This is a genomic window from Rhizobium sp. T1470, from assembly GCF_042140505.1.
GTDB classification, from domain to species: Bacteria; Pseudomonadota; Alphaproteobacteria; order Rhizobiales; family Rhizobiaceae; genus Rhizobium; species Rhizobium favelukesii.
Genome location: NZ_CP148092.1, coordinates 460,273 through 486,435 on the forward strand (window position 1 = coordinate 460,273; position 26,163 = coordinate 486,435).

The window sequence follows — 26,163 nt, forward strand, 5'->3', positions numbered from 1 at the left end:
TCCCGTGAACAACGTTGGAAAGATCGGCAACACTCACACCGGCAGGATCTTGCCGGGGTTCATGATGCCCTGGGGATCGATGGCTTGCTTCAGCAGGGCCATCAGCTCGACGGCGTCTCCGTGTTCCTGACGTAGATAGCCGATCTTGCCGGTGCCGACGCCATGTTCCCCGGTCGAGGTTCCGCCGACAGAGATTGCGTGTTCGACCATCGCCTCGTTGATGGCCGCGACCTCGGTGAGTTCCGCCGTGTTTTCGGGATCCACGGCGAAGACTACATGATAGTTGCCGTCGCCGACATGGCCGAGAATGGCAGCCGGAACACTGCACTCCTGCAACAGTGCGCGGGTCCTGAGAATGCAGCCGCTGAGTTCCGATACCGGAACGCAGACATCGGATGACCAGCCCTTGGCATTCGGTCTCTGCGAGACGACTGCGTAGAATGCGTTATGCCGGGCCTTCCAGAGGCGATTTCGCTCCTCTGGCGCATTGGCCCATTCGAAATCCTTGCCGCCGTGATCCTTGACGATTTCCGCAACCAGTTCGACCTGCTCCTGAACCGAGGCAGGAGACCCGTGGAATTCGAAGGCGAGGGTATCTTCGATCTTCAGCGAGAGGCCGGAATAGGCGTTGGAGGCAGCAATCAGGCCGCGGTCCAAAAGCTCTATCCGCGAGATAGGGATGGCAAGCTGCACGATCGCGATCGCGGCCTTCACCGCCTGCTCCACGCTCTCGAATGAGCAGAGGGCTGCCGAAATGGTTTCCGGAACGCCCTGGAGCCGCAAGATGACTTCGGTGATGATGCCGAGCGTGCCTTCCGAGCCGACGAAGAGGCGCGTGAGATCGTAACCGGCAGACGATTTGCGCGCCCGGCCACCGGTGCGAATGATCTGACCCGTTGGCAGCACGACGGTCAGCGACAACACATTTTCGCGCATGGTGCCGTAGCGCACGGCGTTGGTGCCCGATGCCCGTGTCGCCGCCATGCCGCCAATCGACGCGTTGGCCCCAGGGTCGATCGGGAAGAACAGGCCTTGGTCGCGCAGATGCGCGTTGAGCTGCTCGCGCGTGACACCGGCCTGGACGGTGCAGTCGAGATCCTCGGCGCTGACGCGAATGATCTGTGACATCTGCGAAAGATCGATCGAAACGCCACCGCGCACTGCGGTCGGGTGCCCCTCGAGCGAGGTTCCGGCGCCGAGGCGATGACGGGCACGCCTGCCGCGGCGCAGAGCCGGACGGTTTCGGCTACGTCGTCGGTGCTTTGCGCGAATACCACGGCATCCGGGATTGCCAGTGTGTGATGGGACTCGCCGCGGCCATGCTGCTCGCGCAGCGCCTGCGAGATCGAGAAGCGATCGCCGAACCTTGCCTGCAATTGGCCCGATAGCTCAGCGGATAGGATACCCATCTTTCACGTCCTTTTCGGTGCTGACCGTGCCAGCCGAAATCGCGCCATGCCGTCACGATCAGGCATGGATGCAGATTGACCGGTACCAAGTCTCAAAAGTGAGCCGTCAGACGGCGATCTTCTCGCCGTTCAGGTGGCGCTCAAGGAAAGGCAGGCTGTCCTGCCCCCAGTAAAGTTCGTCTTCGTAGCGAAACGTCGGAAGGCCGAAGACGCCGGAGTTCCTGGCGCTTTCGATATTGGATCTCCAGATCGATTGGGTGGCCTCGGCCTGAGCGCGTTCTTCCAGCTTCGCCCCGTCGATCCCTACAGAACTGGCGATCGCCTGACGCACCTCGCTCCGCCCGATATCCGCCGCGTCCGTCCAGAATGCCGTCTGCAGCGCGCGGGTGAGCCCGAGCCAGTCCAAGCCGTCCTCGATGGCGGCGATGACCATGAAGCCGGCGGGCGTGGGATCGGACAGGGCAGCACGGTTTTCGAAGTTCAGCGCCTTGCCGCGCAGGAATGCCCAGCGCTTCAAGTCCTTGGTCCAGTAGGCACGCCGGGCTTCCGGCCGGTTGCGGGAATAGATCCCGCCGTTGTCCTCGATCACCGAGATCAGATGTGGTCGGATCGACGCTCCATGTCTCAATGCAAGTTCTGAAAAAGCATCAAGACCAATGAAGGACCAGGGTGAACCGATGCCGAAGAAATAGTCTATTGCCTTTGTCATGCTCTGCCTTTTTCAGCGGTCTTGATCGAAGAAAGTGCGGTGTCGAATACGAAGAGAGCGCAGTCTCTGGCGGTGAGAACAGCCTGGGGATCGCGACCAACGGCGACGGTCGCCAGAGCTCCTTCGTAGAGGAGAGAAAGATGAGCGGCCGGCTGGGCGGCCTCTACACCCGCTCTTTCCATCAGCGCGCGAAACATCTGGCTGACGGTCGCCTTGTGGGCGCGCGCGACGGTAACAACGCGTTCTGAATCGCCGTGCTCGGCCACCGCCAGGGCGAACGCGCATCCACGAAACTCGGGGCTGTCCGCCTTCTCATGCAGCCGCTCGAAGATGAGATTGAGCTGATCCCGCGGGCTCGGGACTTCGTTCAAAACCTCTTCCAGAGAGCGGATGACCCGCTCGTGACGGTCCTGAAGATAGGCCGCCACGAGATGATCCTTGGACGGGAAATGCCTATAGAGCGTTGCCTTGGCGACCTTGGTTTCTTCGATGATGCGGTCGATGCCGACAGCGCGGATGCCTTCGCGGTAGAAGAGTGCGCCGGCAGACGCGAGGATGTGATCTGAAATTGAAGCTTTCATCGAACTGCTTGCGGAGCCTTCTCAAAACGTGCGCCCTGACATGCGAGTGCAGCAAGAGAGGTTTCTATGCGCGCCAACCGATAAGAGAAAGACAGGTCATTCCGTTTGGATGCATCGTTGGAAATATTTTTTGCTCTGATGCCTGTGGAAGCGTCTTTGGACCTGCGTGAAGATCGTCAGGAAGGTGGCACTATATTGGATCGGATCGTCTTCTACAGCGATCTCTGCCGGCTTGTGCAGCCTTCGAGGCTCACTATCTCTAGTGTACCCCAAACCGGCGCATCGCCATGGATCGAAGCGCGGCCGATATGCTGTCGAAAGTCTGCATCGAAATTCTATCGAGTTCACGCGTTGCCGTCCCTACCGCAAGAATGATCGGGCTTTCGTCGAGCAGAAGAATGGGTCGATCGTTCGCCGCATTGTTGGTTATCATCGCTATGAGGGGGTCGAGGCCGCTGCGACCCTGACCGATCTCTACCGATCGGTGCGCTTCTTCATAACTTCTTTCAGCCATCCTTTAAGCTGCGGGAGAAGCATCGCGATGGCGCAGTGGTCAAAAAGATCTATCATCCTCCTGCAACGCCCTATCAGAGGCTCTTGGCAGATCCGAGAACACCAACCGAAGTCCGAAATTAGAGCGCCGTACCTTTAATCGAACCCATAGCCTGCGGCTGTAAAATAGTTTCGACATTCTTGGCTGTTGAAGAGGTTGCAGATGGATCCGAGCGCATTTGAGAGTGCGTCAAACGTGCGAGCGGCGGCGGCTCGGAGATGGGCCTTAATTTTGGCGAAGGCCATTTCGATCGGGTTCAAATCTGGCGAATAAGACGGCAGAAACAGGAGCCACGCACCAACTTCCTTGAGGCAGGCTTTGGCTTTATCGCTCTTGTGAACGCGAAGATTATCCAGGATGACGACATTGCCTGGTTCGAGTGTCGGCGCAAGCTGGGTCTCGATGTAGGTGTCGAAGATTTCCCGGTTCATCGGCCTGTCAATAATCCAGGGCGCAGTAAGACCGAAACAGCGCAAGCCTGCAATGAATGTCTGTGTCCCCCAGTGGCCAAAGGGCGCATCCGTGATGAGACGCTCGCCGCGCGGGGAGCGCCCACGCAGTCTCACCATCTTTGTGTTCACCGAGGTTTCGTCCAAGAAAACAAGTCGATGCGGTTCAAATCGCATCCGGGGTTGGCGTTTCGAAATCCAGACATCACGATCCTTTCGGATATCAGCGCGAGCGCGTTCCGACGCCATTATCTGTTTTTTTATATGTGTATCCCTGCGTTATCAAAAACCGGACGATGGTGGAATAACCAATCCATGTTCATCCTCAAGGCGACGGGCAAGCTCTGGCATGGTGATATCCGGTTTGCCTTCGACCTGTGCGACCAGGAAATCGCGAAACGCCGACAGTTTCCCTGCACCTGGTGGCCTTCCTTGACGCGCGGGGGTTATCAGCCCAGTCCGCTCCCGGCGTTGCAGCAGCTTGATCGCACTGCTGTCGCTGATTGCGAAATGACGGGCAGCGGCTCGCCGTGATTGGCCGCTAGCGACCATGGAAACAACACGCTGACGAAGATCAACAGAATGAGATTTACCCATGTGATTCACCTCCAACCGCAGTGAATCACACCAATACCCTCGTGAAAACCCCACTCGATTCTCAATTCAAGTGCGATGCTCTAGCTATCGCACATCTGCGATCAGTTGGATCCTGTGAAACTATTGCGCGATATTCGAACAGCGCAGCAGCGTCTTGTCGAGGTTGCCAGCAATTGCCTCGCTGTCAACAGCCACGCCGGATATCGAAACGTTCTTGCAGAACCTGAGCCACGCCTGGACGGAAGGCGAAATCCGTCCGACGGCCAAAGCGAAACCAAAACTGCGCCGAGAGCGACGTAGACCAGACCCGCTCATCCGCGTGACCGACGATCTCCGCTCTTGGTTTGAGGAGGAACCTTGGCGGACAGGCCGCGAGTTGCTCTAGCGGCTTCAAGCGCGTTATCCGAATGAGTACCCCGACGGACTCCTGCGAACAGTGCAACGGCGCGTCAAAGAGTGGCGTCGAAATAAAGCCCATGCCATGATCTTCGGCGCAAATTCCGAAACAGCTCAACTCTCCGCGACTTGAACGCTCACAGCGGAAAGGAGCAATCTTGTGAGGCAATGGTCCAGGAGACCAGGAACATTCACAAACGAGGCAATACGGCATCTCATCCTGATCGTCGCGCTATACGCGCTTCGATGCAAGCTATAAGCCTGCCGCCTTGTCGCAAGGGAGAACTGTTAGAAAGCCACAGGTTTAGCCGTCCAGTTCACTCTCGAAATCGCATACGCATGCCGGCATAACGCAGCCTAGTACCGGCATGCGCTCCAGATCTATACTGCCAAACCTGCTGGACCGCTGACGGTCCCAGGCCTGCCAAAGCGGAGGGTAATTAATTGCAAAAGTTCGCATATTTATAAAGCTGAACGACCGGGTCGTAGGTTCGACCCCTTTCAAGGATGCCAAATCGTTGCATACCAAAGTCCAGCAATATCCCTGAACGACTAAAGGCGCAGTCTGTGAAGACCACGCCTAGCCGAATTCCGTTTAGACTCTCCAAGTGCCATGGTAAGGCCATGGGCTCGCAACACCATTGTGCCACCACTCAGCGAGTAGCTTTGTTATAGGGAAAAGAGACTCGCATTGCAAGGGAGAGCAAGTGTCCAGCATCACCAAGCGGCATGTGCCGACATCACATCTACTGGGTGAATAACTGACATTCGTCCCCACCCCGCAGCAGGTGGATCACTTCAAGGCGGACATGCGCACCCTTAACCCGACCCTCTTACGCGACAGTATCCACGAAGGGGTTCAGGTCCAGGCCCTACAGCAGATACCCATACCTGAGCAGAGGCTGGTGATCCACAAGATCTATACTCGCAAGGTGAAAGAATTTTCGTCGATCTACCCCTTCGTGTTCGCGGTGGAGAACGCACTGCGCTCGGTGCTCGCCGACTACTTAGAGGAACGCTTCGGGCGGATGGAGTGGTGGACGCTGGTCCGCAATGCCCGGCAGAACGGGCAGAGCTATACTGCCTTTCCCAACATTCTCGGTACGCCCGTCAATCCAGCCTTCGTGAAAGCTGTCTGGCGAGTCTTCGACAATATGGTCAATCAGCAGCATATCAACAATGTTACCGGCAACAACAAGACCGACGAGTTCTACTACTGCCTTACTCTGGGTGACCTCTGGACGATTATGCAGGCAGATTGGCCTCTGATCCGCAACATGTTCGCTACGGACGTTCTCGGCTTCACTTTCACGAAAACCATGTTCAACGACACGATGCGGGTCATTAAGGAGACACGCAACGAGCTGTTTCACAGCAATCCGATTAAGGACCGCAAGAAGATCGTCGACGCCTGCGAGCGGATCCTGAACGGATTGCAATTTCACCTCGGCGACTACGACCATGATCTTGGGGCCGCGCAATCTGTGCGCGTGCCGGCGACCGTCGCGAGGGCGCAGCGCCACGTCATACCGGCGCGCTGACGGACGGGATGCGTACCCGTCTCATACCAACGAGCGCTAATCAAAACCGGTGCGCCCAGTCACGCATTCCAATCGACATGATCTTCCACGGCTGAGCGACCAGCTTGTTCCATGCGTCGCAGCAATGGGCGACGATGTCCTCGTAATCTTTGAAGATCCGGTTGGACAACCAGTTGTCACGCAGAAATTGCCACACGTTCTCGACGGGATTTAATTCGGGCGAGCGTGGCGGCAGGAAGAGCAGTGTGATGTTGTCGGGCACATCGAGCTTCGGCGTGACATGCCACCCCGCCTGATCAACGATCAGCACGGCATGAGCGCCGTCATCGACGGCCTGGCTGATTTCGATCAAATGCTGGTTCATGGCGCTGGTGTCGCAGTAGGGAAGAACGAGACCCGCACCTTTGCCCTTCTTGGGGCAGATAGCGCCGAAGATATAGGTCCACATCGTGCGTTGATCGTGTGGTGCCGAAGGCCTTGTTCCCCTGCGTGCCCATCGCCGGGTGATCTTGTTCTTTTGGCCTATCCGAGCTTCGTCGGCCCACCAGAGCTCAATCTCGACGTTCTTCGGGAGCCTGCCTTTGATGGCTGCCAGTGTGGCGGGGAACTTTTTTTAAAACTCTCCAGGTCGCCTTCGTTCTGGGCGTAATGGCGCGGGCGGGCAGACAGCTTTGCAAAGCCGAGCGCCTTCAATTCGCGGCCAATGGTCGTTTCATCGACGGATATCCGATATTCTTGGAACAGCCATTGAGCAAGATCCTTGCGCCGCCAGCGCACAACGCCATGCACCGCCGGTATCGGGCCACTTTCGACGATCTTTGCCAAAGCCTGGCGATGCACGTCGGAAAGCTTTCCTTGATTGCCGGGTGCTTTGCCATTGATGAGCCCCGACGGGCCACGCGCATTGAAGCGAATAACCCAGTCGCGGACAATTTGCAGGGTCACGCCTCCGATCCTGGCCGCATCGCTGCGGGAATGGCCATCATAGATTTCGGCAAGGGCAAGAAGCCGCCGAGCCTGTGCCGCATCCTTCGTGCCTTTGGCCAACGCCCGAAGAGCGAAGCCGTCGAAGTCATCGCGCAGTGGAATTCCTGATGTCATCCGCAAACCTCCGTTTGCGGTATTGATTCAGAACTCAACTGATTTGGAAACCTCAAAAAGAGTCAGAGATCGCTCACGCTGGTATCAGGGCCGGGGCGCAGCTCGAGGTGGGGGTTCTTGATCAACGTGAAGTCAAACCACGCAAAGGGAATAATAAGCGTTTGGATACAATAGCTTCTTTGGCAAGAGCGCGGCACGTCGGTTCATATCCACTCAAGACCGGTGAATGCAAAGAGGCTCGATCGAAACCCGCGCGTGAGGTGCGTTCGCGAAGTAGCGGTCGCGCCGGATTGCGCCGGGCTCGTTTCACGTCGCGCCGACGTGGTCGGTGGCAACTGCCCGAACCTGCAGAATGCGGTCAATAAGGCCCCATTCCAATGCCTCTTCCGCCGTCATGAAGCGGTCGCGATCCATCGCTTGCTCGAATTCTTCGTAGGTGCGGCCGCAATGCTCGGCGTAGAGCCGTGTCATGCGATGCTTGGTCTTCTGCATTTCCTCGGCATGGATCAGCATGTCCGATGCCTGTCCTTGGAATCCACCCAGCGGCTGATGAATATGGATGCTGGCATTGGGAAGCGCAGTGCGTTCGCCCGGCTGGCCGGACATCAACAGGAACGAGCCCATCGAGCGGGCGGTTCCCATGCACAGCGTATGCACCGGGGCGTGAATGTAACGCATCGTATCGTACATCGCGAGACCGCTGGTTACGACGCCACCTGGCGAATTGATGTAGAGATGGATCGGCCTTTTGGGGTTTTCGGCTTCGAGAAACAGCAATTGTGCGCAGACAAGCGCCGAGACCGTGTCGTTTGCCTCCCCGTTGAGGAAGATGATCCTCTCACGAAGTAGGCGGGAATAGATGTCGAAAGACCGCTCTCCTCTGCTGGATTGTTCGACGACCATAGGGACGAGTTGCATTGCTTCGCGCATCGGCGAACTCCAATCATTCGAGATTTTCGGGAGGGCTTGCCGCGTCAGGCGGCGAGCATGAGAGTCGGGCTGTTGCCGTTGGCGACCGTTTTCGCCAGCCGCTCGAAGGTCGCCCCGGTCAGCTCGTGGACGATCCGCAGGCTGGTTCCGCCCGATCCATTCGGGGCGATCGTGAAGGTGACGGTGCTTTCGAGATGGGGCGGGGTATCGTCGCGCAATTTGTAGCGGATTTCCTTACACGGCGTTTCGGAGAGCGAGCGTGGATCGGCAAGCGCCTCCCTCGGCAGCCACTTCTCCCGGAATTCCGCGATGCTGATCGCCCGCCAGACCTTCTCCGGCGACGCGTCCAGTTCGTATCTCTGCTCGAAACCGCTTTCCTGCACCTTCGCCTGTACCTCGGCCTTCACGTCGTTCATTGATCCATATCCTTCAGCAAGAGCTTGAGAGCGTCGATGCGAGCCGGCCAGTAGGCGCGGTATTTCGCCAGCCATTGCGCGATAAGAGCCAGCCCGTCCGGATCGACTTCATAGTTCACGAAGCGGCCCTCCTTTTGTTCACGCACCAGCCTTGCCGCTCGCAGTACGGCGAGATGTTGGGACATCGCCGGCTGGCTGATATCCATGCCCTGGCGCAGCGTGGTGGCATTCATGCTGCCCTTCGCGAGCTTTTCGAAAATCGTGCGGCGGGTCGGATCCGCCAGAGCGCGGAAAATATCATGTTCGATCATGATTACACATAAGCACACACTTATGCGATTCGCAAGCCTGCCTGGAGCCGGACCGGGATTTCGTGGTGGCCGGATTGCGATACTGCACTCGTCGAGAACGACACACAGCTGATCACCGAGCGCTTCCCGGAGTTTACGAACGAGACGGGGATGAGAACGAAGCTGGGTCATCGCGCCGCCTATGCTGCCCGGCCGAGGCGGTCAGATATGGCGGATCGGTAGTTTGCCGGGCGAAGCTTGGAGAAGGTCGCGGCGTCTGCCTGCAACGTTCCCGCCACTGCCAAGGTCACACCGATCTGCTTCGGGTCGCCCAGCCGCTGGAGTGGCCAGCCGAAGGAAACTGGCCGATACGCCGGCGCCGCCCTGCAGGTGAATAGCTTCCAAACGCTCACCGAAGCCGTCGCAAATGGCATCGACCCCTGACGCATAGCGAACTTCGCCACACAAGCCGCATTAGGGTCCTGTCTGAATTCCTCGCCAAAGAGTTCCAGGCGCTGCGGCCGCTGCTTCATGGCGATCGAGCTTTGAGGCTTTAGTCCTTTGTGGCTTGGTATGGCATAGCGAGAACCGCGAGCGGCCACATCCTCGATTTCTACAGTGGCGCCGAGAGAACTGCTTCAAGCACTGATTTCCTAGCAATGAGTTAGGTCGCCAGCTGTTCGATTCCCTTCAAGAGCGTGGGTTGCGGCTCATCGCAGAAGCTCGTCGTTCAATGATATGGAGAGTCGGAACTTCAAATCTACTTAAGACGATCCTCGCTGTCAGAGCTCGTTGCCACGATCTCGAATGGCGTTGAGGCTTCAATTTGCTGAGGTATCAGTTCCAATCAGCAGAATACGCGCCATACCTTCATCAACTGAGCTGGCAAAGGTCTCAGGCTCAGAGCACCGAAACAACAGCCTTGGCGAGGTCATCGAGCCGGTCTTCCCTGAGGCCCGCGACGTTGAAGCGGGAATCGCCGACCATGTAGATCCCGAACTCGTCTCGCAGGCGGTCGACCTGCGCTTCGGTCAGGCCGAGGCGCGAGAACATGCCGCGGTGGTCGGCGATGAAGTCGAAGCGCGAGGAGTTGGACTGGCGACGGAGCGCCTCGGCAAAGCCCTTGCGCAGGTTGAGCATGCGAAGCCGCATGGCTTCGAGTTCGGACTTCCAGTCGGCGCACAGCGCATCGTCTTCGAGGATGATGCGGACGGCGGCGGCGGCATGGTCCGGCGGCATGGAATACAGCACGCGGGTCGTGGCGAGCGCCTGGCTGCCGGCGATCTTTGCGCCTTCTGCGTCCTTGCCCATCAGGATGACGGCGCCGACGCGGTCGCGGTAGACCGAAAAGTTCTTCGAGCAGGATGTGGCGACAGCCATTTCCGGCATCTTGCTGGCGAGCAGGCGAACGGCGGCGGCGTCTTCCTCCAGACCATCGCCGAAGCCCTGATAGGCAAGATCGACGAAGGGGAAGAGGTTGCGTTCAACGAGAAGATCCACGACCGGAGCCCACTGCTGGATCGTCAGATTGGCGCCGGTCGGATTGTGGCAGCAGCCATGCAGGAGAGTGATGTCACCGGCCTTCGCCTGCTTCAATCCCTCTAGCATCGCATCGGCCTTCACCGTGCCGCTTGCGGGATCGAAATAGGGATAGGTCGCGGTTTTGAAGCCTGCAGCCTTCAAGATCGGCACATGGTTCGCCCAGGTCGGATCGGAGAGCCAGATGGTTGCGTCAGGCCGGGCCTTTGCGAGCAAGTCGGCGATCGTGCGCAGCGCGCCCGAGCCACCCGCCGTCTGGCAGGCGAACATGCGCGAGAGGTCGGCCCTTTCGCCAAAGACCAGCTGCAGCATAGCCTTGTTGAAACCCTCATCGCCCGCCATGCCGACATAGGTCTTCGTCGTCTGGCTTTCATAAAGGCGCTTCTCGGCCTCGCGCACGGCCCGCATGATGACGGTCGCGCCCTGCGAATTCTTGTAGACGCCGACGCCGAGATCCATTTTCGTCGGCCGCGCGTCGTTCTTGTACAGAATCGAGAGGTTGAGGATCTTGTCCGGCGGGGCGGCGGAGAGGGTCTCGAACATGGCTTTTCCTTTGGATTGAGATCAAGTGCGGAGCTGCTTCAGCGTCCCCCATTGGCGGAATCAATGTTCCAATTCGCTTTGCGAGCCGGCGCGGATTGCAGCAAGCACCTTCTTTTGAAGCGCAACGAATTCTGACGAGGCGATCATATCCTGGCTGCGTGGGCGGGCGAGGCCGACATGGAAGGTCGCGTTGATGCGTCCTGGATTGATGCTCATCGCCACGATACGGTCGGATAGATAGACGGCTTCTTCGACATCGTGGGTGACAAAAAGAACGGTCAGCCGATGCTCTTCCCAGATTTGGGTCAGGAGCTCCTGCATCTGGTGACGGGTCAGAGCGTCGAGGGCGCCAAACGGCTCATCCATCAACAACATTTTTGGGCGGTAGGATAGGGCACGCGCAATGGCGACACGCTGTTTCATCCCGCCCGACAGTTGAGATGGAAATGCATCGGCGAACTTGGCGAGCTTTACCAGTTCAATGTGATGACGGGCGACATCCCGGCACTCAGCTGTCGGTAGTCCGGCCGCCTGCAGGGCAAATTCCACATTCTGTTGTGCAGTCAGCCACGGCAGCAGTGTGTAGGATTGGAAGACAACGCCGCGATCGAGCCCTGGGCCGACGATCGGCGCACCGTCCGTCAGAAGAACGCCATTGTCGAAGCCCTGAAGTCCGGCGACGATAGACAGCAGCGTACTCTTGCCGCAGCCGGATGCGCCGACCAGGGAGACGAACTCGTTGTCGGCGAGTTCCAGGTCGATACTGCTGAGGGCATGAACGCGGTTTTTCCTGCCACCATACCACTTGTCGAGACCCTCAATCTTAAGTTTGGATTCGCTCATCTCAATGCCTCGAAGCGTAACGGAAGAAGACACGCTCGAGGGCCTTCATGCTCTGGTCTGTGATCAGACCGAGCAAGCCAAGGAGCAAGATGTAACCAATGATCGTCTGCGTCTGGAAATATCGCTGAGAGACGACGATGCGATAGCCGAGGCCGGATGTCGCCGCGACAAGTTCTGCCAGCACAAGCCAGGTCCAGGCCCAACCAAGGCTGATGCGCAGCGTGTCCCAGATGCCGGGGAGGGCGGACGGCAGGACGATGCGGCGCAGGATCTTGGTCTCCGACATGCCGAGCGTGCGGCCTAGTCCGACGAAGTCGGTTGGCACACGCTTGACGCTGTCCATGACCATCAGCACCTGCTGGAAGAAGGTTCCGATAAAGATGATGACGAACTTTTGGATATCGCTTGTTCCGGCCCACAGAATGGTCAGCGGAACAAAGGCGACGACAGGCATATAGCGGACGAAGTCCACGAAGGGCTCGATGGCCGCTTCCCAGGTCTTGAAACAGCCGATCATGATCCCGATCGGGATCGCCAGGGCCGATGCAATAAGAAAACCGACGAGCATGCGATAGATGCTGATCCCCGCATCGGTCCACAGCGTGCCATCCATCGCCAGTTCTACCATCTTTACCCACACCGCTCCAGGCGAGGGCAGGAAAATCGGTTTTACCCAACCGGTGACGGTAGCAACCCACCACACGGCGAAGAGCAGGGCAAAAACAGCAACCGCAATCAGGAAAAACGACTGACCACTGATCGGATCCCCGATCCGAAAGGCACTGGGTGGTCTACCGACGCCCGCGCGCGATTGCGCGCGGGGCCTTTCCTTCGGTGTCGACGACAATTCTGAGCTAGACATTACGGTCCCGTTGGTGGCCAGAGGTCACTTGTTCGCTGCATCGACAAACGATGTGTCGATCATGCTGTCGGCGGAAACGTCCTGGGTCACGAGGCCGGCTGTTTTGGCCGCCTTCAGAACGTCGGCGAAGGTCTTGGTCTTGAAGTCACCGGCAAAGGCCTTGGCTGCTTCAGCAGAGGTATAGTATTGGACACCGTCGAAGGCCGTTTTCAGATCATCCGGGGAGGCGCCCACGGCCTTCGAGATGATGGCGCGGTCCTCCTCGGTATTGGCCTTGTAGTCGGCCAGAGCCGCATCCCAGGCCTTGATCATGGCCAGAACCTGCCCAGGCTTCTGCTTCAGCACCTCCTCGCGAACGACGAGGACGTCGGAGACAAGGCCCGGATCCTTGCCGGCTTCAAAAAGCAGCTTGATATTCTTGTCCTGGGCCAGCGCCGTTGAAATGTAAGGCTCGTAGGTGACAGCGACGGGAACACGGCCTGCAATCAATGCCGTTCCGGCATCAGCTGCGGGCATTGGCACACGGACGATATCGTTGATCGTCATGCCGTTGCTTGCAAGCGCGTAGTTCAGCAGGATGTCGCTTGTCGTGCCTTCCTCGAAGGCGATGTTCTTACCCTTGAGGTCAGCGACGCTCTTGATGTCGCTTCCGGCAAGGATTGCGTCCGCCTTCAGGCTGAAATCGAGAAGTGAGACGATCTTCACCGGCAGGCCGGCGGCGACCATGCCCATGGCCGTGTGCGTGGCGATATTGGCAGCGTCGAGCTGACCGCTGGCAAGTGCTGCGTTGATGTCTTTGTCTTCGCTGAAGTTGACAAGCTCGACATCCTCAAGGCCGGCTTTCTTGAACAGGTCTTTGCTGGCGGCGACGTGCCACTGACCGTAACCGAGCCATGGCTCGATGCCGATCTTGAAGGTGCCCGGCTCCGGTTTCGATGGGATTTGATCCTGAGCGCCGGCCTGCCCGGTAGCGAGGACGCCAACAATCCCGAGCGCGATCGCTGCGCGGGAAAACTGCTTGCTGATGGATTTGTAGTTCATTGGGAACCCCTCTTTTGATGATTTCATGGATCACATAGCTTGCATTTTCTGAAGCTTTACGCCCAACCATGAAGGTCATGGTGGGCGGATATCGCGTGTGGGTGCTTATTTCCTTTCACCGGCGTTAGTGGTCATTGCTTGAATATAAGGTGCGAGCCACGTTCCTTTAGGTCGGCGATCGAGCTCACACCCATCAAAGCCAAGATAATCGAGAACACGCGACGCAATGTCTCGATCGCACGGTCGACGCGAGCCTGGCCTGCAGTTGCAAGAGCGTACGCATGGGCTCGACCCAGGAGACCGACCGGTCCCAGCATAAAGGGAAGAGAATGTCGCCGTCCGAGGTATTCGGTCGACAGATCAGGCTCGGCATAGTCGACGAGAACGTGCTGACGCAGCCGCAAAAGCGAGAAATCGTCCTTGTTTCGACGATAGGTTTCCTCCGCAAAGGAGCCACCGTCGATGTAATCGAAGAAGAGCTTAGGCAATCGCCGGCGAGCGGCCAGCCGGAGGTCATCGATATTGACGATCGTCACAATCTACCCCTCCGGATCTATCGTTGCGAGGAAGCGGGTTACCAGGTCCGCGCCATCGTCAGGCTCCGAGCCTACCATCATAGCCACAGAAAGACCGATCAGGGAGGATGTCGGATTGTGGCTTGTAGCACCGGCCCGCAGGTTCATGACGAGTGTCGGGCAGAGAAAAAGCCCGAGTCGGACGACCTCTCGCCAGTCGGAGGGAAGCATGTCCCGCTGCTTGAGGCCTGCAAGCAACGGCTTCCACATTGCCTCGGCCTTCGTTTCCAGAAGCGCGGCTCGAACCGGGCTTAGTGTCCAGTCGAAACCCGCAAAGAGACGGCCATTCTCGTACTTGGCTGTCGCGTTGAATTTCTGTTCGGCAAGAGCCGGATCATAGAGCCAGTAAGGATGGGCAAGGATATTGTGGAAGGTCGTCTTCACCTCTGCAAGAAGCGTCGGCATGTGCTCGCCGGCAAAGGCCGGATCAAAGAATGATAGGCTCGCGCGCCCTTCCTGCCGTTCGAACCAGACATTAGCGTTATGGGCATCGCCATGTGCCGTCACCCCGCCACTGTCTGCCAGGCGGACAGGGTTCAGTCTTTCATGCGCGGCGTCGAACAGCTCCCCAAGCGTGTTGCGGTATTCGATGCCATTGATGACAAAGCGGGCTTTCGAGAGCGCATCCCAGGAAAGCGTGACGCCGGGAAATTCAAATGCCTTACCGACATAAAAGCTCGCCAGCCGACCACCGGGATACGTCCCGTCGGGCGCAGTGACCAGCCTGTCGTAGAACAGCCGGTGGACCGGCTCCTTTGCGACCTGCTCAAGCGTGACCGGATGCAGTGTCTTCAGGTAGACAGACAGGACGGCCTCATTGAGCCGGCGCTCCGCATCCACGGCCTGGCTTGCCATTTCCTTATCATGAAGCTCGTCGAGCGCGCGCAGAACATCAGAAAAGCGCGGATCCGTCCTGCGTCTGTAGACGAGGATCTGTTCGCCCGGAAGAGTCGACATCATGATCGGCTGGTCTACCGGCAGGCCGGCTTTGGCAAGGATATCGGCGCGATAGTACTCGCCGCTCATCTCCTCCTCATTTTCCTCCTGATGGAATTTGAAGAAGTACGGCTTTCCGTCGGCCTCAAAGAAGCCATTCAGCGAATTGAGGCTGTATTGGTCGTGGTTGATCGCCAGATCACGTGCTTCGATCCCAAACAGATCTCGCAACAGGTCGGCAAGAAGAGCTTCGGCACTGCCGTCGCGCTTGTTGGCTTTTTCCCGGATGGCTGCGGTCCGACTGTTGGGCTGCCCCATGATCTCTCACTCCTGGAATGACGCGAAGGTTTTCATTTTTTGGGCGGCAAGTATCTGCTGCCGAGCGAGTAGCGGCTGCCGACATAGGTGAAGGTATTGACCGTTGCGATCGCCTGCCCCGTCCACGTTTTTCGGTTGAGGACCAGGCAGCTGTCGCGCTCACGAATGTGCAGGAGGCGTGCATGTCTCTCAGTCGCCGGGATGGCGCTGATGAGATGCTCGACTTCGGTTAGGGGTGTGCTGTGCTGAAGGTAATCGTAGGTGCCGATGGACGTAAAATCCTGATCGAGATAGTTCTTGACCAGCTCTGTATTGACGTAACGCTCCTCGAGTTGAACAGGGACGCCATTTTCGTAGTGAACGACCAGCGAGTGATCGATGGGGCAAAGCTTTCTGAACTCGAACGCGTCCAATAGCATTTGATCCGGCCGCTCGATCCGCTCCAGCAGGATCACCTCCGCGCGGTGTTGGCTTCCACGCGCTTTGATCTCGGTGATGATATTGCTGATCTCGATGAGGGTCGATTGCGCCTTGGGAGGCGACACGAATGTCCCGACGCCCTGGACCCTGCGCAGATAGCCTTCGGCAGTCAGTTCGCGAAGCGCGCGATGGACCGTCATGCGAGAAACCCCGAGCGAAGACGTCAATTTATGCTCGGACGGGAGCTTTTCATTCTGTGGCCAGTTGCCGTTTCCGATATTGTCGAGGACGAAGTCCTTGACCTTTTCGTAGAGCGGTAGCGCGGTGTTTGAAAGACCGGGCAATTTCTATCTCCGTCTCACGCCGAGGCGTGTGCTCGATCAATCGGCTATTCGAATGATCGTTTTTGATTTGGTTGAGCGACCATCGATCAGTCGGCGGTACGCGTCAGGAATTTCGTCGAGTGAGCTCAGGACCTCGCTGAATTGCAGAAGTGAGGACTGCAGTTTTGGCAACAGCGCGATGGCGTCGACGAGTTCGTCTTCAAAGGCGTGGCAGCCAACCAGGGAAATCTCGCGCTCGACCAGGACATTGGGATCCAGATCCAGTTTCCCATGACTAATGCCCACAAGAGCGAAGGCGCCGCCCCCGTCCAGAAGTTCGATGCCTTGCGCGATGGCCTTTGTGCTCCCCGTTGCATCCACCGCATAACGCAGTCGCGCGTTGCCGAGAGCGGTCCTTGCTTGCGACTTATCCAGCAAGACCACCGAGCCTCCGCAGAGGCCGGCCACCATCTCGGCACGACTGTCATTCAAATCCGCAAACAACAGCTTCCCATCGTGGAGATGTGAAAGCAGCAAACCGCAGAGACCGCCGATTGTCCCGCAACCGATGAGAATAATCGCTTCGCCTTGGGGCGGATTGAGCCGTCGTACCGCATGAAGGGCGACGGCCAAAGGTTCGGCCATGGCCGCCACTGCAGGATCAAGTGACGGCTCGTGCTTGAAAACCAGACGAGCGGGTAGTTGGGCCTGCTCCGCAAATCCTCCGTCGCATACCTCGCCGACGAAACCGAGATGTTCGCAGATATTGGTGCGGCCTGATCTGCATGCTTCACATTGGCCACAGTAAAAGCGGGAGTCAGCTGCGACGAGGTCACCGATCGCGAGACCTTCGACGCCCTCTCCAAGTGCGGAGACGCGACCGCAGAACTCGTGTCCAGCGGTGGATGGATGCCTGCTGATCCACTGGCCGGTTCTGTAGTTGTGAAGGTCCGAGCCGCAGATGCCCGCGGCGCGAACATCGATCGTCACGTAACCTGCCGGGGGCGACAGAGGTCTGTCGACTTCTTCGACCCTAAGATCAAGCGCGTCGTAAAGCCGTACCGCCTTCATCCTATCAGCCCCGCTTTGGCAGATAGTTGTCGCGGACCGCCGAGACCGCATGCGCGTGAGATGAGAAGCCTTCATACTCCGCAAGCGTATGGGCACGCTTCGCAAACTCGGGATAGGCCGACGCTGTCACGTAGCCGATCGAACTGCGCTTCACAAAATCGGTCACCGACAGCGGGCCGAACGTGCGCGCCCAGCGGCTCGTCGGCAGCACGGCATTTGGACCGAGGCAGAAATTGGCGATGCTGACAGGCGTATGCGGACCCATGAGGATTTCCGCAGCCTCGGTGATGTGACCGAGATGGGCGAAGGCATCCTGCGACAGGATTTCGAGATGCTCGGGCGCGTAGGCGTTGACGAAGTCGTAGCTTTCCTCGATCGAGGAGGTGAGGATGATCCCACCGCATTTGCCTGAAAGGACAGCGCTCGAGAACTGAACCCTCTGTTCGGTCATACGTGCCCAATGCTCAGGCAGAGCGGCGATGGCCTCCTCGGCCACGCGGCGGCTATGGGTCACGAGATAGGCGGAAGAGTCGGGACCATGCTCGGCCTCGATCAGGAGATCGAGCGCGGCAAGGCCGCCATGGACAGTGTCGTCCGCCAAAATGATTGCTTCCGAAGGGCCAGCAGGCAGGCCCGTGTCGATGATGCCTGACAGGCTCCGCTTGGCTGCCACCACCCAAGGGCTTCCCGGCCCAACGATCTTCAGTGCCGGCTTGATTGTTTCCGTCCCGTAGGCAACAGCTGCGACTGCCTGAGCGCCGCCTACCTTGTAGACAGTTTGCACGCCTGCTAGACGCGCTGCCACAAGCGTTGCGGCGTCCACGCTACCGTCCGGGGCAGGCGGAGTGACGATCGCCAGGTTCGGAACACCTGCCACGACGGCGGGGACGGAGGTCATCATCGTGACCGACGGAAACGAACCTTTGCCGCGCGGAACGTAGAGGGCGGCGGACTTGATCGGGGTGAAGCGGTCGCCGGCAAAGGCGCCTGGCTTGATCTCCTTCAGCCACATGGCTTCCGGCTTCTGCTCTTCATGAAAATGACGAATATTCTCGATGCCGAAGGTGATGGCCTCGATCACATCCTCGCTAACGAGTTTGAAGGCGGCGTCGAATTCCGCCTCCGTTGCCTTGATCGTCGCTTCTGTAATATTTGCCTTGTCGAGGTCACGGCCGAAGCGGGCAACCGCACGGTCACCCTCGGTGCGTACGGCCTCAAGGATTGGTGCCACTTTCTCGATGAAGCCGGAGATGTCTGTTTCGGACCGTCGCAAGAGCGCGGCCTTCTCATCCGGTCCAAGATCGGAATATTCATGAAAAGTGACTTCGGTCATTGCTCATATCCTTCTTGGCGCACAGTGGCGCACACAGTCGCAGTCGTCCGCGCGCTGACGGCACGACGATCCAAGTTGCCCACAGGTCATGCTGGAACGCACCGCACGTCGGTGGCCACCGGCGCAATACCCTGCAAGCTATTCGTGCGAGGACGCCGGATATGGCTATCCGGCACATTCCCAGGAAGTCGAAGACTTCGTTCCCGTTTTTGTTGTCTAGAGTTGTCTATACATCTATAGACAATATGATCATTCGTGTGCTGTCAAGCGTCGTCTTCCGTTTCTAGATCGACGCCAAAAAACCGCCGTCGACAGGGATGCATTGGCCGGTGATGTAGGCCGATGCGCCACTTGCGAGGAAGACGACGGCGCCGCCGATGTCGAAACCATCACCGAACCGTTTCTGTGGGATCTTGCCCAGCATTTTGGCCGACCAGGCTTCGTCCTGATAAAAACCCTCGGTCATCGCTGTGCGGAAATAGCCCGGTGCCACTGCATTCACGCGGATGCCCAGCGGCGCCCATTCGGCCGAAAGCGCTCGGGTCATACCGAGCAGTCCCGACTTCGAGGAGCCGTAGGGCACGGCGGTCGGGATGCCGATATAGGAGGTAAGTGAGCAAAGGTTTATGATGCTTCCGCCCCGAGGCTGTTTTGACATCCGCCGCGCCGCGCCTTGCGACCAGAAGAACGCGCCCTTGAGGTTGGTGCCGATGATCCTGTCCCAGATCTGTTCATCGACGTCGAGCGAGGGAGATACCTGTTCGTAGCCGGCATTATTGACAAGGATATCGACAGCGCCAGTGATGTTTTCGAACTTGCTTAGCGTTTCGTCGATGGACGAGATGTCTGTCACATCCTGGGCGCTCGTGATGCAGGTCCTGCCAAGGGCCTCGATCCTCCCTTTGGTTTCGCTTAGCGAATTTTGATCGCGCGCCGTAACGCAAACATCGGCACCCGCTTCGGCAAGCGCCAGCGCAATCCATTGGCCCAGGCCGCGGCTCGCACCGGTCACAATTGCCACTCTTCCTGCCAGATCGAACATCGTATTGGCCATGATGATCCCCTTGCTTTTGCAGGATAGAACCACCGTTCAACAATAATGTCTATACATGTATTGATAAAGAGAGACATTCCGATTTGTGCCTGAAAGACGCGCCATGGCAAAAGTTGCCACAGGACATTACGCTCAGAAATCCCGATCGGCAGCCGCAGAGACAATCATTGGGTTTGAGATTGATTGCCCAGGATCTGCCGATCGAATCAAACGCCCGATTGTGGATGGCTTTCAGCTTCACATCGGTGCGATCAAGGTGAAGATGTGGGATTTCAGATAGTTGGGAAAGAGGTGGTCGCAGGTTCCGATCGCTTCAAGGCGACATAGACAATTCCCGTATTATGCTGACTGAAGCGGGCAAATGGTGGCGCGTTCACCAGAACACGCCATCATCCGAAAATCAGATCGGGCGACCAGAAGTCGCGCGCCGTCGCGCTGCTCTTGCCGGGACCAAAGCGATGCTTTCTTTCTTCGGGCCTGTGCCCTCAAATACCGAGTCGGAGTCCGGGTTTTTCGACATGTGGCGCAAGATGGGAGTCGCCATTACCGAGCCCGACGCAGTCGCGCGCGAAATCCTCGCCACCATCCGCCAGAGACGTCAGGCTCATGTCATGGGGGGTGGGATGCTCAAGATGCTCACGATCGCGAACGCCATCTCGCCGTCCATTGCCGACGCAATCGGTCTGCGGAAATTTGGAAAGCTCATCCAGCAGCATCGTCCACGCTGATCGGGCGTAAGCATTGCGACGAACGTTTGGCCTGTCAGCCCATTGGGCTGACAGTACCTTATAAGCTGTGGCCACGGCACACCCGTATGAAAGTATCTGATGTTCCACCTCATTTTCGGAATTCCTTGGCTGGTCATCGTGGTACGATTCATCCAGCCACTGCCATGGATTTGGTCCACGAAAGCATCCCTGGCGATCCTCTTGTTGGTAGCCTCGCAATTTCATCTGGTTAGTCGCCTCTCTTCCGGCTCGGTCTTCGACCCAGAGTTTCCGCGCCCTTTGGTTATTGTTTTCAATGTCCTCTTCGGCGCAATCGTATTGCTTGCAGTGTTTCAGATTGCGCTGGATGCGGTCTCACTCGCGATCATTCCATTCAAGGGAGGCTTCCCCTCTGCCCCGGCAGGTATGCGATATGCCATCGGAGTTTTGGCTCTTGGCCTTTCAGCGTACGGAGTCAGCCAGGCAATCAGGGTGCCACCGCTCAACGACATAGAAATCCCCATCGCAGGACTGCCTCCCGAATTTGATGGTTATCGGATGATCCAATTGACCGACCTTCACATCAGCCGTCTGTTCCCAGCAGCATGGACCAAAGAGGTCGTATTAAGGACCAATTCGCTCGATGCGGACCTGATCGTCATCACCGGGGATTTCATCGACGGTGACGTGGCCCACCGCAGAAACGATGTCGCGCCGCTTTCGGGATTGAGGGCACATGACGGTGTCTATGCGATCCCCGGGAACCACGAATATTTTTTCGATTATCAAGAATGGATGCGCCATCTCGATATTTTGGGAATGCGGATGCTGTCCAACAGTCATGTATCCCTCAAGAGAGGCAACGCGGAGATCGTACTGGCGGGCGTGACCGACTTTGTCAGCCCGCGGGCATACCGCTCCACCGCCGGACCTTGCCGCGGCGATCAAGGCAGTTCCTGCGAACACTCCCATCTTGTTGCTCGATCACCAGCCGATGATGGCCGAGAAAGCGGCCGCCTCTGGTGTGGCGCTTCAGCTGTCGGGGCATACACATGGAGGAATGGTTCTCGGCCTCGACCGTTTGATCGCGCGTGCCAACGGAGGCTTTGTTTCGGGGCGATACCAAATCGGAGCCATGACGTTGTATGTAAACAACGGAACAGCCCTATGGCCTGGGTTCGCGTTAAGGCTCGGCATACCATCGGAACTGACCAGTATCACCCTTCGCGCGAGAACGAAGTGATTGCAGGCGTGCCCGTAATTGGGTTTTGCGCCTGTCGCCGAGGAAGGCGCAGGTGCGTGCCTGACCGGATTCCGAGGTTGCGAAAGCGACGCACAAATGTTCATTTGTGAACCTAACGGCGAAAAGACCATGCCTCGGCGGTCCGTCAATCATTCGGAGACCCCGCTTAGCCCTCAAGGAACTGTACCCACCATCGATCACCAGTTCCGCGCCCGTCATGTAGCTTGACTCGTCACTGGCGAGGAAAAGCGCGCCGTAGGCGATCTCCTCCGGACGGCCAAGCCGCTTCATTGGCGTGATATTGACGATCGATTGCGTGATTCCATCGTCCTGTGCAGCGATCATGGGCGTGCTGATGATGCCTGGATGGATGGAATTGACGCGTATGTTGTCGCCGACATAGGTGAGGGCGGCGTTCTTGCTCATGTGCCTGACGGCGGCCTTTGAGGCGGTATAGGCCGAAACGCCCGCCGCGCCAGCAATGCCCCAGATCGACGAGGTATTGATGATCGAACCGCCTCCGGACGCCTTCATAAGCGGGATAACCACCTTCATTCCGTAAAACGGGCCGGTCTGGTTAACGGCGATGACCTTGTGCCAATCCTCTATCGAGATTTCTGCGATCCCGTCGTAGGAATGCACCGTCCCGGCGTTGTTGAAGAGGACATCAACCCGGCCGTCGCTTGCAATCACACCGTCGACGACCATTTCCCAACTTGAGAAATCGGTGACGTCGAGAGAATGGGTGATAATGCCTCCCGCTTCGAAAGCTTCATCGAAGCTCAGATCGCAAGCATGAACCTTCGCGCCCTCCTTGGCGAAAAGCTCCGTCGTCGCGCGACCGATACCGCGGGCCGCACCGGTGATGATGCAGACCTTGCCCTCAAGACGCATGTGAACTCCTCCAATGTCAGCCCTTCATTACGGCACACAGCCGAAATCCAAAGACGTTATGAGTCCGTCGTCGTCCGGCAAAAAGATCAAATACAGAGAAACATATTCCCGAAATATGGGAAGCTTAGCTCGTCCACTGAGTTTCGTAGTCACTGTCCTTGAAGCTCCGGACAAGGTAATCGATAAATAGCCGGGTCCTTGCCGGGAGGAATGCCTTGGTGGGAAAGGCGATATTCATGGTCAGGCGAGGCAGGTCCCAATCGTCGAGCACTCGCACGAGGCGGCCTGATGAAAGGTGTTCCGCGATAATGTATGTCGGCTGGGCCAGGATTCCGAGACCATCAAGGGCCGCCTTGACAATGATTTGGCCATCGTTCGAGTTAATCATGCCATCGACGGGAACGGTCAATGTCTCGCCATTGCGCCTGAACGCGAACTGGTTCCAGTTATCGGCAAGCGTGTAGAGAATGAGATCGTGGTCCTTCAGTTCGATTGGATGCGCCGGTATTCCTCTCTGAGCGAGATACTCGGGCGAAGCCGCGAGCAGGCGGCGAGTTTCGGCGAGCCGCCTGATCGTAATCGACGAGTCGCTCTCAACGCGCCGGGTGCGAATTGCAACGTCGACGCCATTTTCAATGATGTCGTAGTAGCGGTTCGAGGCTACGACGTCGAATGTTACCTTCGGGTATTCCTTCGTGAATTGCGCAATTATCGGGTTTAGATGAAGGAGGCAAAACGATAGCGACGCACTCACGCGCAAGAGACCGGTCGGATTGAGCGCCACATCCGAGATGTTTACTTCCGCCTCCTTCATACCCTGAAGGAATTCCTTGCTTTGCGCGAAAAACTTCTCTCCTTCCACGGTGAGGTACAACTGTCTGGTGGTTCTCTGGATCAACCTGATTTTCAGCCGCTCTTCCAGTGCTATGAGGTGGCGACTGGTCGCAGAGACAGACATGCCTAAAGCTTCGGCCGCCCTGCTGACACTACCGAGCTCTGCGACATGGGTGAAGACCTCAATTTCGTTCCAACGGTCCATGGCTAAATAGCCTCGATGACCCTTTCGAACCCCGGCATAACCCGCGCGAATACCTCTTCGGGAGGCAGGCTATCAAGTGCGCTGGAAAAGATCTCTGGTCCTACACTCGGGATCAGATTGTTCTTCGCAAGAAGCGCCAGGATTTCGCCGTTCGGGATTTCCCCCTCGCCGATTGGCACGCGATGGAAGAGGCAGTCGCGAGCCATCGATCGGCCAGGCGGGCATACCAGCGAGCCATCAGCGATCTGGACCGTATCAATCGCGCTGGAAGGAATTTCAGACAGGAGCTCGTCCTTACGACCTCCGCGCACATAATGCCAGGTGTCGAAGATGATGCCAGTGTTCGAGCGGCCGGCCCCCTTAACTACCTGCCACGCCTCTTCAAACGTTGCGAAACCCCAAAGCGGCATAGCCTCCAAGGTAACGCGCAATCCTTCCTTCGCGGCTCGATCGGCCATGGACCCGAAGTGTTGCGTGAGTTCTTCAATGCTGTAGCGGCCCTTGGGGAACGTGCCAATCAGGTGGATCTTGTCGACCTGAAGGTCTTCCGCGACGCGCAGGAAAGATTCGGGCGAACGTTCCAGGTAGGGAAGAATGTCGGGATCTTCATTTACCGGACGCCAATCAGGAACCCAGCTCGTCAGCGGATCGAGATAACTCAATTTCACGCCGTTATCTGCGGCGATTTGCCGTTGTACCTTGGCGCTCAGGCCCGACGCAACCGTCTGATCGAAATCGACTGGCGATGTACTCAACCAACCAAAGCCAGCCTTGCTGCTCAACTCCACGCGCTGCCGGAATGGTATGCTCCGAACCTGGGACAGCCACATGACGCGCTGTTCACGGGAAAATTTCATCTTTTTCTCCTCATCAGTTATCGGCCTAGCGTGTGGAGATGGATCGTACCGAGGGCTGTGCGTATCGCCCTGCGGTCGGAACTGTTTCGTCGTCTCACAGCGAATGGCCTCTGACATTCAGACCGCCACGACCAAGCTACTGTTTACTTCAGGCATGTAAATACCGCATCAGAATACAGTAAGGAGAGATAAACTCGACAATCTTCGATAGGACGGACTCGTGACCACTGGCGGGAATCCTCGGTCAAATGCGGCGGATTGGCTTTGTCTTTGAGGCGGGCAGAGGAAGCGCCTTGCGACTTTGCGTGACCTTGGCATCTCCGATGTCGATGCGCGCGTGAACGTGAATGGTGGCGCCATTCCACTCGGTCATCCGCTCGGCATGTCCGGTGCGCGGAGCCCGGAACGACGGCTCTCGAACTGTCGCTGGGTCGGCCAAGGCATCCGGGTGCGTGGGAGCGCTTTGAAAACCGCTAAAGGCCGCAAGCGCTCCTGTGCTGACTCTGGTGGGCCTTGATAGCACCGGCTTCGCCGCTGCCCTCGATCCAAAGCTCCTTATGCCAATTGAACGGCGACACATAAAAGCCCTGTGGTTGACATAGAGCCACGATCTACTGGATAGTGTCCGCCAAATCTACAAACTGCGGTGTGAGGGTTGCGGTGTCAGAGTTCGATCATCTCGGAGGGGTTGTCGCTTTTGTCACTGCGGCCAAGGCAGGAAGCTTCACGGCAGCGGCGGAAAAGCTTGGCGTAACGAAATCGGCCGTGGGGAAGAACATCGCGCGCCTGGAAAATCGTCTTGGAATGCAGTTGTTCAACCGAACAACCCGCCGCATCGCGTTGACCGAAGACGGCGAGTCCTACTTCGCTACCTGCGCAAGCGCGCTGGATGAGATCCTGGGCGTTGAAGCTGCCTTGACCACGAGCCGACACAACCTGACGGGACGCCTGCACGTTGACCTGCCGGTATCGTTTGGCCGGAGAATCATGCTTCCCATCCTGCTGGAAATAGCGCGTCCATATCCACGCCTGCAGTTAACGATGAGCTTTTCCGATCATGTCATCGATCCTATCGCTGAAGGCGTAGATCTGGTGATCCGATTCGGTGAACTTGACAACTGCGACGGCCTAATAGCGCGTAAGCTTCCCCATCGACTCGTAACCTGTGCATCACCCCAATATGTCGCGGCCAATGGCGCGCCCGAAAGCGAACAATCTCCGTGACCACTCTTGCATTGTCGGCTACCGAAGAGGCAGGCCGCTCAGTTGGTGGGTGGAGATCGAAGGAACAAAACAACGAATCCAGCCTCCGGCCACGTTTGAACTCGGTGATGGCGACGCGATTGTCGACGCAGCGATCGCAGGCTTCGGTATTTGCCAGATGCCGATGTCGATCATCAGACGACATCTCGATTGCGGAGAGCTGGTTCCCGTTCTAGACAATTTTTCTCGGTGTTACGTCGATGTTCACGCTCTTTGGCCGCGGACATCGCATCTTAGTCCGAAGGTCAGGCATGTCATCGACCGATTGATCGAAGTTGCCGGCAGTGGGCGTCTCGACTAATGCGCTCGCAAATAAAGGCGCTGGCGAAG

At 57.7% G+C, this 26,163-nt stretch carries 21 protein-coding genes and 6 pseudogenes; 6 read left to right on the forward strand and 21 right to left on the reverse strand.

Going from position 1 to position 26,163, the window contains the following annotated elements; all coding sequences use genetic code 11:
- Nucleotides 1-33 precede the first annotated feature (33 nt).
- The 3 genes and pseudogenes from WGT02_RS23295 to WGT02_RS23305 all read right to left on the reverse strand — a co-directional run bounded on the left by WGT02_RS23295 (nucleotide 34) and on the right by WGT02_RS23305 (nucleotide 2,699).
- Nucleotides 34-1,409: pseudogene (locus WGT02_RS23295) on the reverse strand (FAD-binding oxidoreductase).
- 106 nt (nucleotides 1,410-1,515) lie between these two features.
- Entirely contained in the window at nucleotides 1,516-2,118 is a 603-nt protein-coding gene (locus WGT02_RS23300) for a 2-hydroxychromene-2-carboxylate isomerase (protein ID WP_024318177.1), read from the reverse strand.
- The gene (locus tag WGT02_RS23305) at nucleotides 2,115-2,699 is read right to left on the reverse strand and encodes a TetR/AcrR family transcriptional regulator (protein WP_024318178.1); all 585 of its coding nucleotides are present in this window, start codon (nucleotides 2,697-2,699) and stop codon (nucleotides 2,115-2,117) included. The genes WGT02_RS23300 and WGT02_RS23305 overlap by 4 nt, the downstream gene beginning before the upstream one ends.
- Nucleotides 2,700-3,033: 334 nt before the next feature.
- Here WGT02_RS23305 and WGT02_RS23310 point away from each other — a divergent pair.
- Nucleotides 3,034-3,332 (forward strand): annotated as a pseudogene (locus WGT02_RS23310) (transposase); the annotation flags it as partial.
- A gap of 15 nt (nucleotides 3,333-3,347) precedes the next feature.
- On the opposite strand, the pseudogene WGT02_RS23315 reads toward WGT02_RS23310, so the two are convergent.
- Nucleotides 3,348-4,298 (reverse strand): annotated as a pseudogene (locus WGT02_RS23315) (IS630 family transposase).
- Nucleotides 4,299-5,503: 1,205 nt separating this feature from the next.
- Here WGT02_RS23315 and WGT02_RS23320 point away from each other — a divergent pair.
- A complete protein-coding gene (locus WGT02_RS23320; RefSeq protein ID WP_141652651.1) occupies nucleotides 5,504-6,235 on the forward strand; it encodes a hypothetical protein in 732 nt (243 codons plus the stop codon).
- A gap of 40 nt (nucleotides 6,236-6,275) precedes the next feature.
- Here WGT02_RS23320 and WGT02_RS23325 read toward each other — a convergent pair.
- The 14 genes from WGT02_RS23325 to WGT02_RS23390 form a co-directional block, all read right to left on the reverse strand.
- A protein-coding gene (locus tag WGT02_RS23325) for an IS630 family transposase (protein WP_208245220.1) occupies nucleotides 6,276-7,336 on the reverse strand; the annotation gives its coding sequence in 2 pieces (ribosomal slippage) (nucleotides 6,276-6,844 and nucleotides 6,844-7,336; 1,062 coding nt in all).
- A 306-nt stretch (nucleotides 7,337-7,642) separates the two neighbouring features.
- On the reverse strand, nucleotides 7,643-8,266 hold the full coding sequence (locus WGT02_RS23330; protein ID WP_208246970.1) for an ATP-dependent Clp protease proteolytic subunit: 624 nt from the start codon (nucleotides 8,264-8,266) through the stop codon (nucleotides 7,643-7,645).
- Between the two features lie 44 nt (nucleotides 8,267-8,310).
- A complete protein-coding gene (locus WGT02_RS23335; RefSeq protein WP_024319180.1) occupies nucleotides 8,311-8,682 on the reverse strand; it encodes an SRPBCC domain-containing protein in 372 nt (123 codons plus the stop codon).
- The gene (locus WGT02_RS23340) at nucleotides 8,679-8,993 is read right to left on the reverse strand and encodes a helix-turn-helix transcriptional regulator (protein ID WP_024319179.1); all 315 of its coding nucleotides are present in this window, start codon (nucleotides 8,991-8,993) and stop codon (nucleotides 8,679-8,681) included. Before WGT02_RS23340 ends, WGT02_RS23335 begins: the two co-directional genes overlap by 4 nt.
- A gap of 879 nt (nucleotides 8,994-9,872) precedes the next feature.
- Complete coding sequence (locus tag WGT02_RS23345; RefSeq protein ID WP_208246972.1) at nucleotides 9,873-11,054, reverse strand: amino acid aminotransferase; 1,182 nt, start codon at nucleotides 11,052-11,054, stop codon at nucleotides 9,873-9,875.
- A 60-nt stretch (nucleotides 11,055-11,114) separates the two neighbouring features.
- On the reverse strand, nucleotides 11,115-11,897 hold the full coding sequence (locus WGT02_RS23350) for an ABC transporter ATP-binding protein (RefSeq protein WP_024319083.1): 783 nt from the start codon (nucleotides 11,895-11,897) through the stop codon (nucleotides 11,115-11,117).
- A 1-nt stretch (nucleotide 11,898) separates the two neighbouring features.
- Nucleotides 11,899-12,759: an ABC transporter permease gene (locus WGT02_RS23355; protein WP_208246974.1), complete on the reverse strand. Its 861-nt coding sequence runs from the start codon at nucleotides 12,757-12,759 to the stop codon at nucleotides 11,899-11,901.
- Nucleotides 12,760-12,783: 24 nt separating this feature from the next.
- Complete coding sequence (locus WGT02_RS23360; RefSeq protein WP_024319081.1) at nucleotides 12,784-13,800, reverse strand: ABC transporter substrate-binding protein; 1,017 nt, start codon at nucleotides 13,798-13,800, stop codon at nucleotides 12,784-12,786.
- Between the two features lie 131 nt (nucleotides 13,801-13,931).
- A complete protein-coding gene (locus WGT02_RS23365; RefSeq protein ID WP_024319080.1) occupies nucleotides 13,932-14,336 on the reverse strand; it encodes an alpha-hydroxy-acid oxidizing protein in 405 nt (134 codons plus the stop codon).
- A 3-nt stretch (nucleotides 14,337-14,339) separates the two neighbouring features.
- Nucleotides 14,340-15,629 (reverse strand): hypothetical protein, encoded by a 1,290-nt coding sequence (locus tag WGT02_RS23370; RefSeq protein WP_024319079.1) that lies wholly within the window; start codon nucleotides 15,627-15,629, stop codon nucleotides 14,340-14,342.
- A 32-nt stretch (nucleotides 15,630-15,661) separates the two neighbouring features.
- On the reverse strand, nucleotides 15,662-16,393 hold the full coding sequence (hutC, locus tag WGT02_RS23375; protein ID WP_024319078.1) for a histidine utilization repressor: 732 nt from the start codon (nucleotides 16,391-16,393) through the stop codon (nucleotides 15,662-15,664).
- 36 nt (nucleotides 16,394-16,429) lie between these two features.
- The gene (locus WGT02_RS23380; RefSeq protein WP_208246976.1) at nucleotides 16,430-17,443 is read right to left on the reverse strand and encodes a zinc-binding dehydrogenase; all 1,014 of its coding nucleotides are present in this window, start codon (nucleotides 17,441-17,443) and stop codon (nucleotides 16,430-16,432) included.
- Nucleotides 17,444-17,447: 4 nt separating this feature from the next.
- The gene (gene hisD, locus WGT02_RS23385) at nucleotides 17,448-18,776 is read right to left on the reverse strand and encodes a histidinol dehydrogenase (RefSeq protein WP_024319066.1); all 1,329 of its coding nucleotides are present in this window, start codon (nucleotides 18,774-18,776) and stop codon (nucleotides 17,448-17,450) included.
- Between the two features lie 283 nt (nucleotides 18,777-19,059).
- A complete protein-coding gene (locus tag WGT02_RS23390; protein ID WP_024319067.1) occupies nucleotides 19,060-19,830 on the reverse strand; it encodes an SDR family NAD(P)-dependent oxidoreductase in 771 nt (256 codons plus the stop codon).
- Nucleotides 19,831-20,171: 341 nt separating this feature from the next.
- On the opposite strand from WGT02_RS23390, the gene WGT02_RS23395 reads away from it, so the two are divergent.
- Nucleotides 20,172-20,558 carry a hypothetical protein gene (locus WGT02_RS23395; RefSeq protein WP_024319068.1) on the forward strand — a complete coding sequence of 129 codons (387 nt, stop codon included), beginning with the start codon at nucleotides 20,172-20,174 and terminating at the stop codon, nucleotides 20,556-20,558.
- Between the two features lie 99 nt (nucleotides 20,559-20,657).
- Nucleotides 20,658-21,780: pseudogene (locus WGT02_RS23400) on the forward strand (metallophosphoesterase).
- Here WGT02_RS23400 and WGT02_RS23405 read toward each other — a convergent pair.
- The 3 genes from WGT02_RS23405 to WGT02_RS23415 form a co-directional block, all read right to left on the reverse strand.
- Nucleotides 21,721-22,674: an SDR family NAD(P)-dependent oxidoreductase gene (locus tag WGT02_RS23405; protein ID WP_208246980.1), complete on the reverse strand. Its 954-nt coding sequence runs from the start codon at nucleotides 22,672-22,674 to the stop codon at nucleotides 21,721-21,723. The pseudogene WGT02_RS23400 and the gene WGT02_RS23405 sit on opposite strands and share 60 nt — an antisense overlap.
- A 124-nt stretch (nucleotides 22,675-22,798) precedes the next feature.
- Entirely contained in the window at nucleotides 22,799-23,713 is a 915-nt protein-coding gene (locus tag WGT02_RS23410) for a LysR family transcriptional regulator (RefSeq protein WP_208246982.1), read from the reverse strand.
- A 2-nt stretch (nucleotides 23,714-23,715) separates the two neighbouring features.
- Entirely contained in the window at nucleotides 23,716-24,570 is an 855-nt protein-coding gene (locus WGT02_RS23415) for a sugar phosphate isomerase/epimerase (protein WP_208246984.1), read from the reverse strand.
- Between the two features lie 292 nt (nucleotides 24,571-24,862).
- Between WGT02_RS23415 and WGT02_RS23420 the strand changes: the two are divergent.
- A pseudogene (locus WGT02_RS23420) lies at nucleotides 24,863-25,087 on the forward strand (hypothetical protein); the annotation flags it as partial.
- 143 nt (nucleotides 25,088-25,230) lie between these two features.
- Nucleotides 25,231-26,134, forward strand: a pseudogene (locus tag WGT02_RS23425) (LysR family transcriptional regulator).
- Nucleotides 26,135-26,163: the final 29 nt, after the last annotated feature.

What these genes read in the sequence shown, in the direction of transcription:
- WGT02_RS23300 (WP_024318177.1), bottom strand. Translation starts at nt 2,118, where the DNA reads ATGACAAAGGCAATAGACTATTTCTTCGGCATCGGTTCACCCTGGTCC.
- WGT02_RS23305 (WP_024318178.1), bottom strand. Translation starts at nt 2,699, where the DNA reads ATGAAAGCTTCAATTTCAGATCACATCCTCGCGTCTGCCGGCGCACTC.
- WGT02_RS23320 (WP_141652651.1), top strand. Translation starts at nt 5,504, where the DNA reads ATGCGCACCCTTAACCCGACCCTCTTACGCGACAGTATCCACGAAGGG.
- WGT02_RS23330 (WP_208246970.1), bottom strand. Translation starts at nt 8,266, where the DNA reads ATGCGCGAAGCAATGCAACTCGTCCCTATGGTCGTCGAACAATCCAGC.
- WGT02_RS23335 (WP_024319180.1), bottom strand. Translation starts at nt 8,682, where the DNA reads ATGAACGACGTGAAGGCCGAGGTACAGGCGAAGGTGCAGGAAAGCGGT.
- WGT02_RS23340 (WP_024319179.1), bottom strand. Translation starts at nt 8,993, where the DNA reads ATGATCGAACATGATATTTTCCGCGCTCTGGCGGATCCGACCCGCCGC.
- WGT02_RS23345 (WP_208246972.1), bottom strand. Translation starts at nt 11,054, where the DNA reads ATGTTCGAGACCCTCTCCGCCGCCCCGCCGGACAAGATCCTCAACCTC.
- WGT02_RS23350 (WP_024319083.1), bottom strand. Translation starts at nt 11,897, where the DNA reads ATGAGCGAATCCAAACTTAAGATTGAGGGTCTCGACAAGTGGTATGGT.
- WGT02_RS23355 (WP_208246974.1), bottom strand. Translation starts at nt 12,759, where the DNA reads ATGTCTAGCTCAGAATTGTCGTCGACACCGAAGGAAAGGCCCCGCGCG.
- WGT02_RS23360 (WP_024319081.1), bottom strand. Translation starts at nt 13,800, where the DNA reads ATGAACTACAAATCCATCAGCAAGCAGTTTTCCCGCGCAGCGATCGCG.
- WGT02_RS23370 (WP_024319079.1), bottom strand. Translation starts at nt 15,629, where the DNA reads ATGGGGCAGCCCAACAGTCGGACCGCAGCCATCCGGGAAAAAGCCAAC.
- WGT02_RS23380 (WP_208246976.1), bottom strand. Translation starts at nt 17,443, where the DNA reads ATGAAGGCGGTACGGCTTTACGACGCGCTTGATCTTAGGGTCGAAGAA.
- hisD (WP_024319066.1), bottom strand. Translation starts at nt 18,776, where the DNA reads ATGACCGAAGTCACTTTTCATGAATATTCCGATCTTGGACCGGATGAG.
- WGT02_RS23390 (WP_024319067.1), bottom strand. Translation starts at nt 19,830, where the DNA reads ATGGCCAATACGATGTTCGATCTGGCAGGAAGAGTGGCAATTGTGACC.
- WGT02_RS23395 (WP_024319068.1), top strand. Translation starts at nt 20,172, where the DNA reads ATGCTGACTGAAGCGGGCAAATGGTGGCGCGTTCACCAGAACACGCCA.
- WGT02_RS23405 (WP_208246980.1), bottom strand. Translation starts at nt 22,674, where the DNA reads ATGCGTCTTGAGGGCAAGGTCTGCATCATCACCGGTGCGGCCCGCGGT.
- WGT02_RS23410 (WP_208246982.1), bottom strand. Translation starts at nt 23,713, where the DNA reads ATGGACCGTTGGAACGAAATTGAGGTCTTCACCCATGTCGCAGAGCTC.
- WGT02_RS23415 (WP_208246984.1), bottom strand. Translation starts at nt 24,570, where the DNA reads ATGAAATTTTCCCGTGAACAGCGCGTCATGTGGCTGTCCCAGGTTCGG.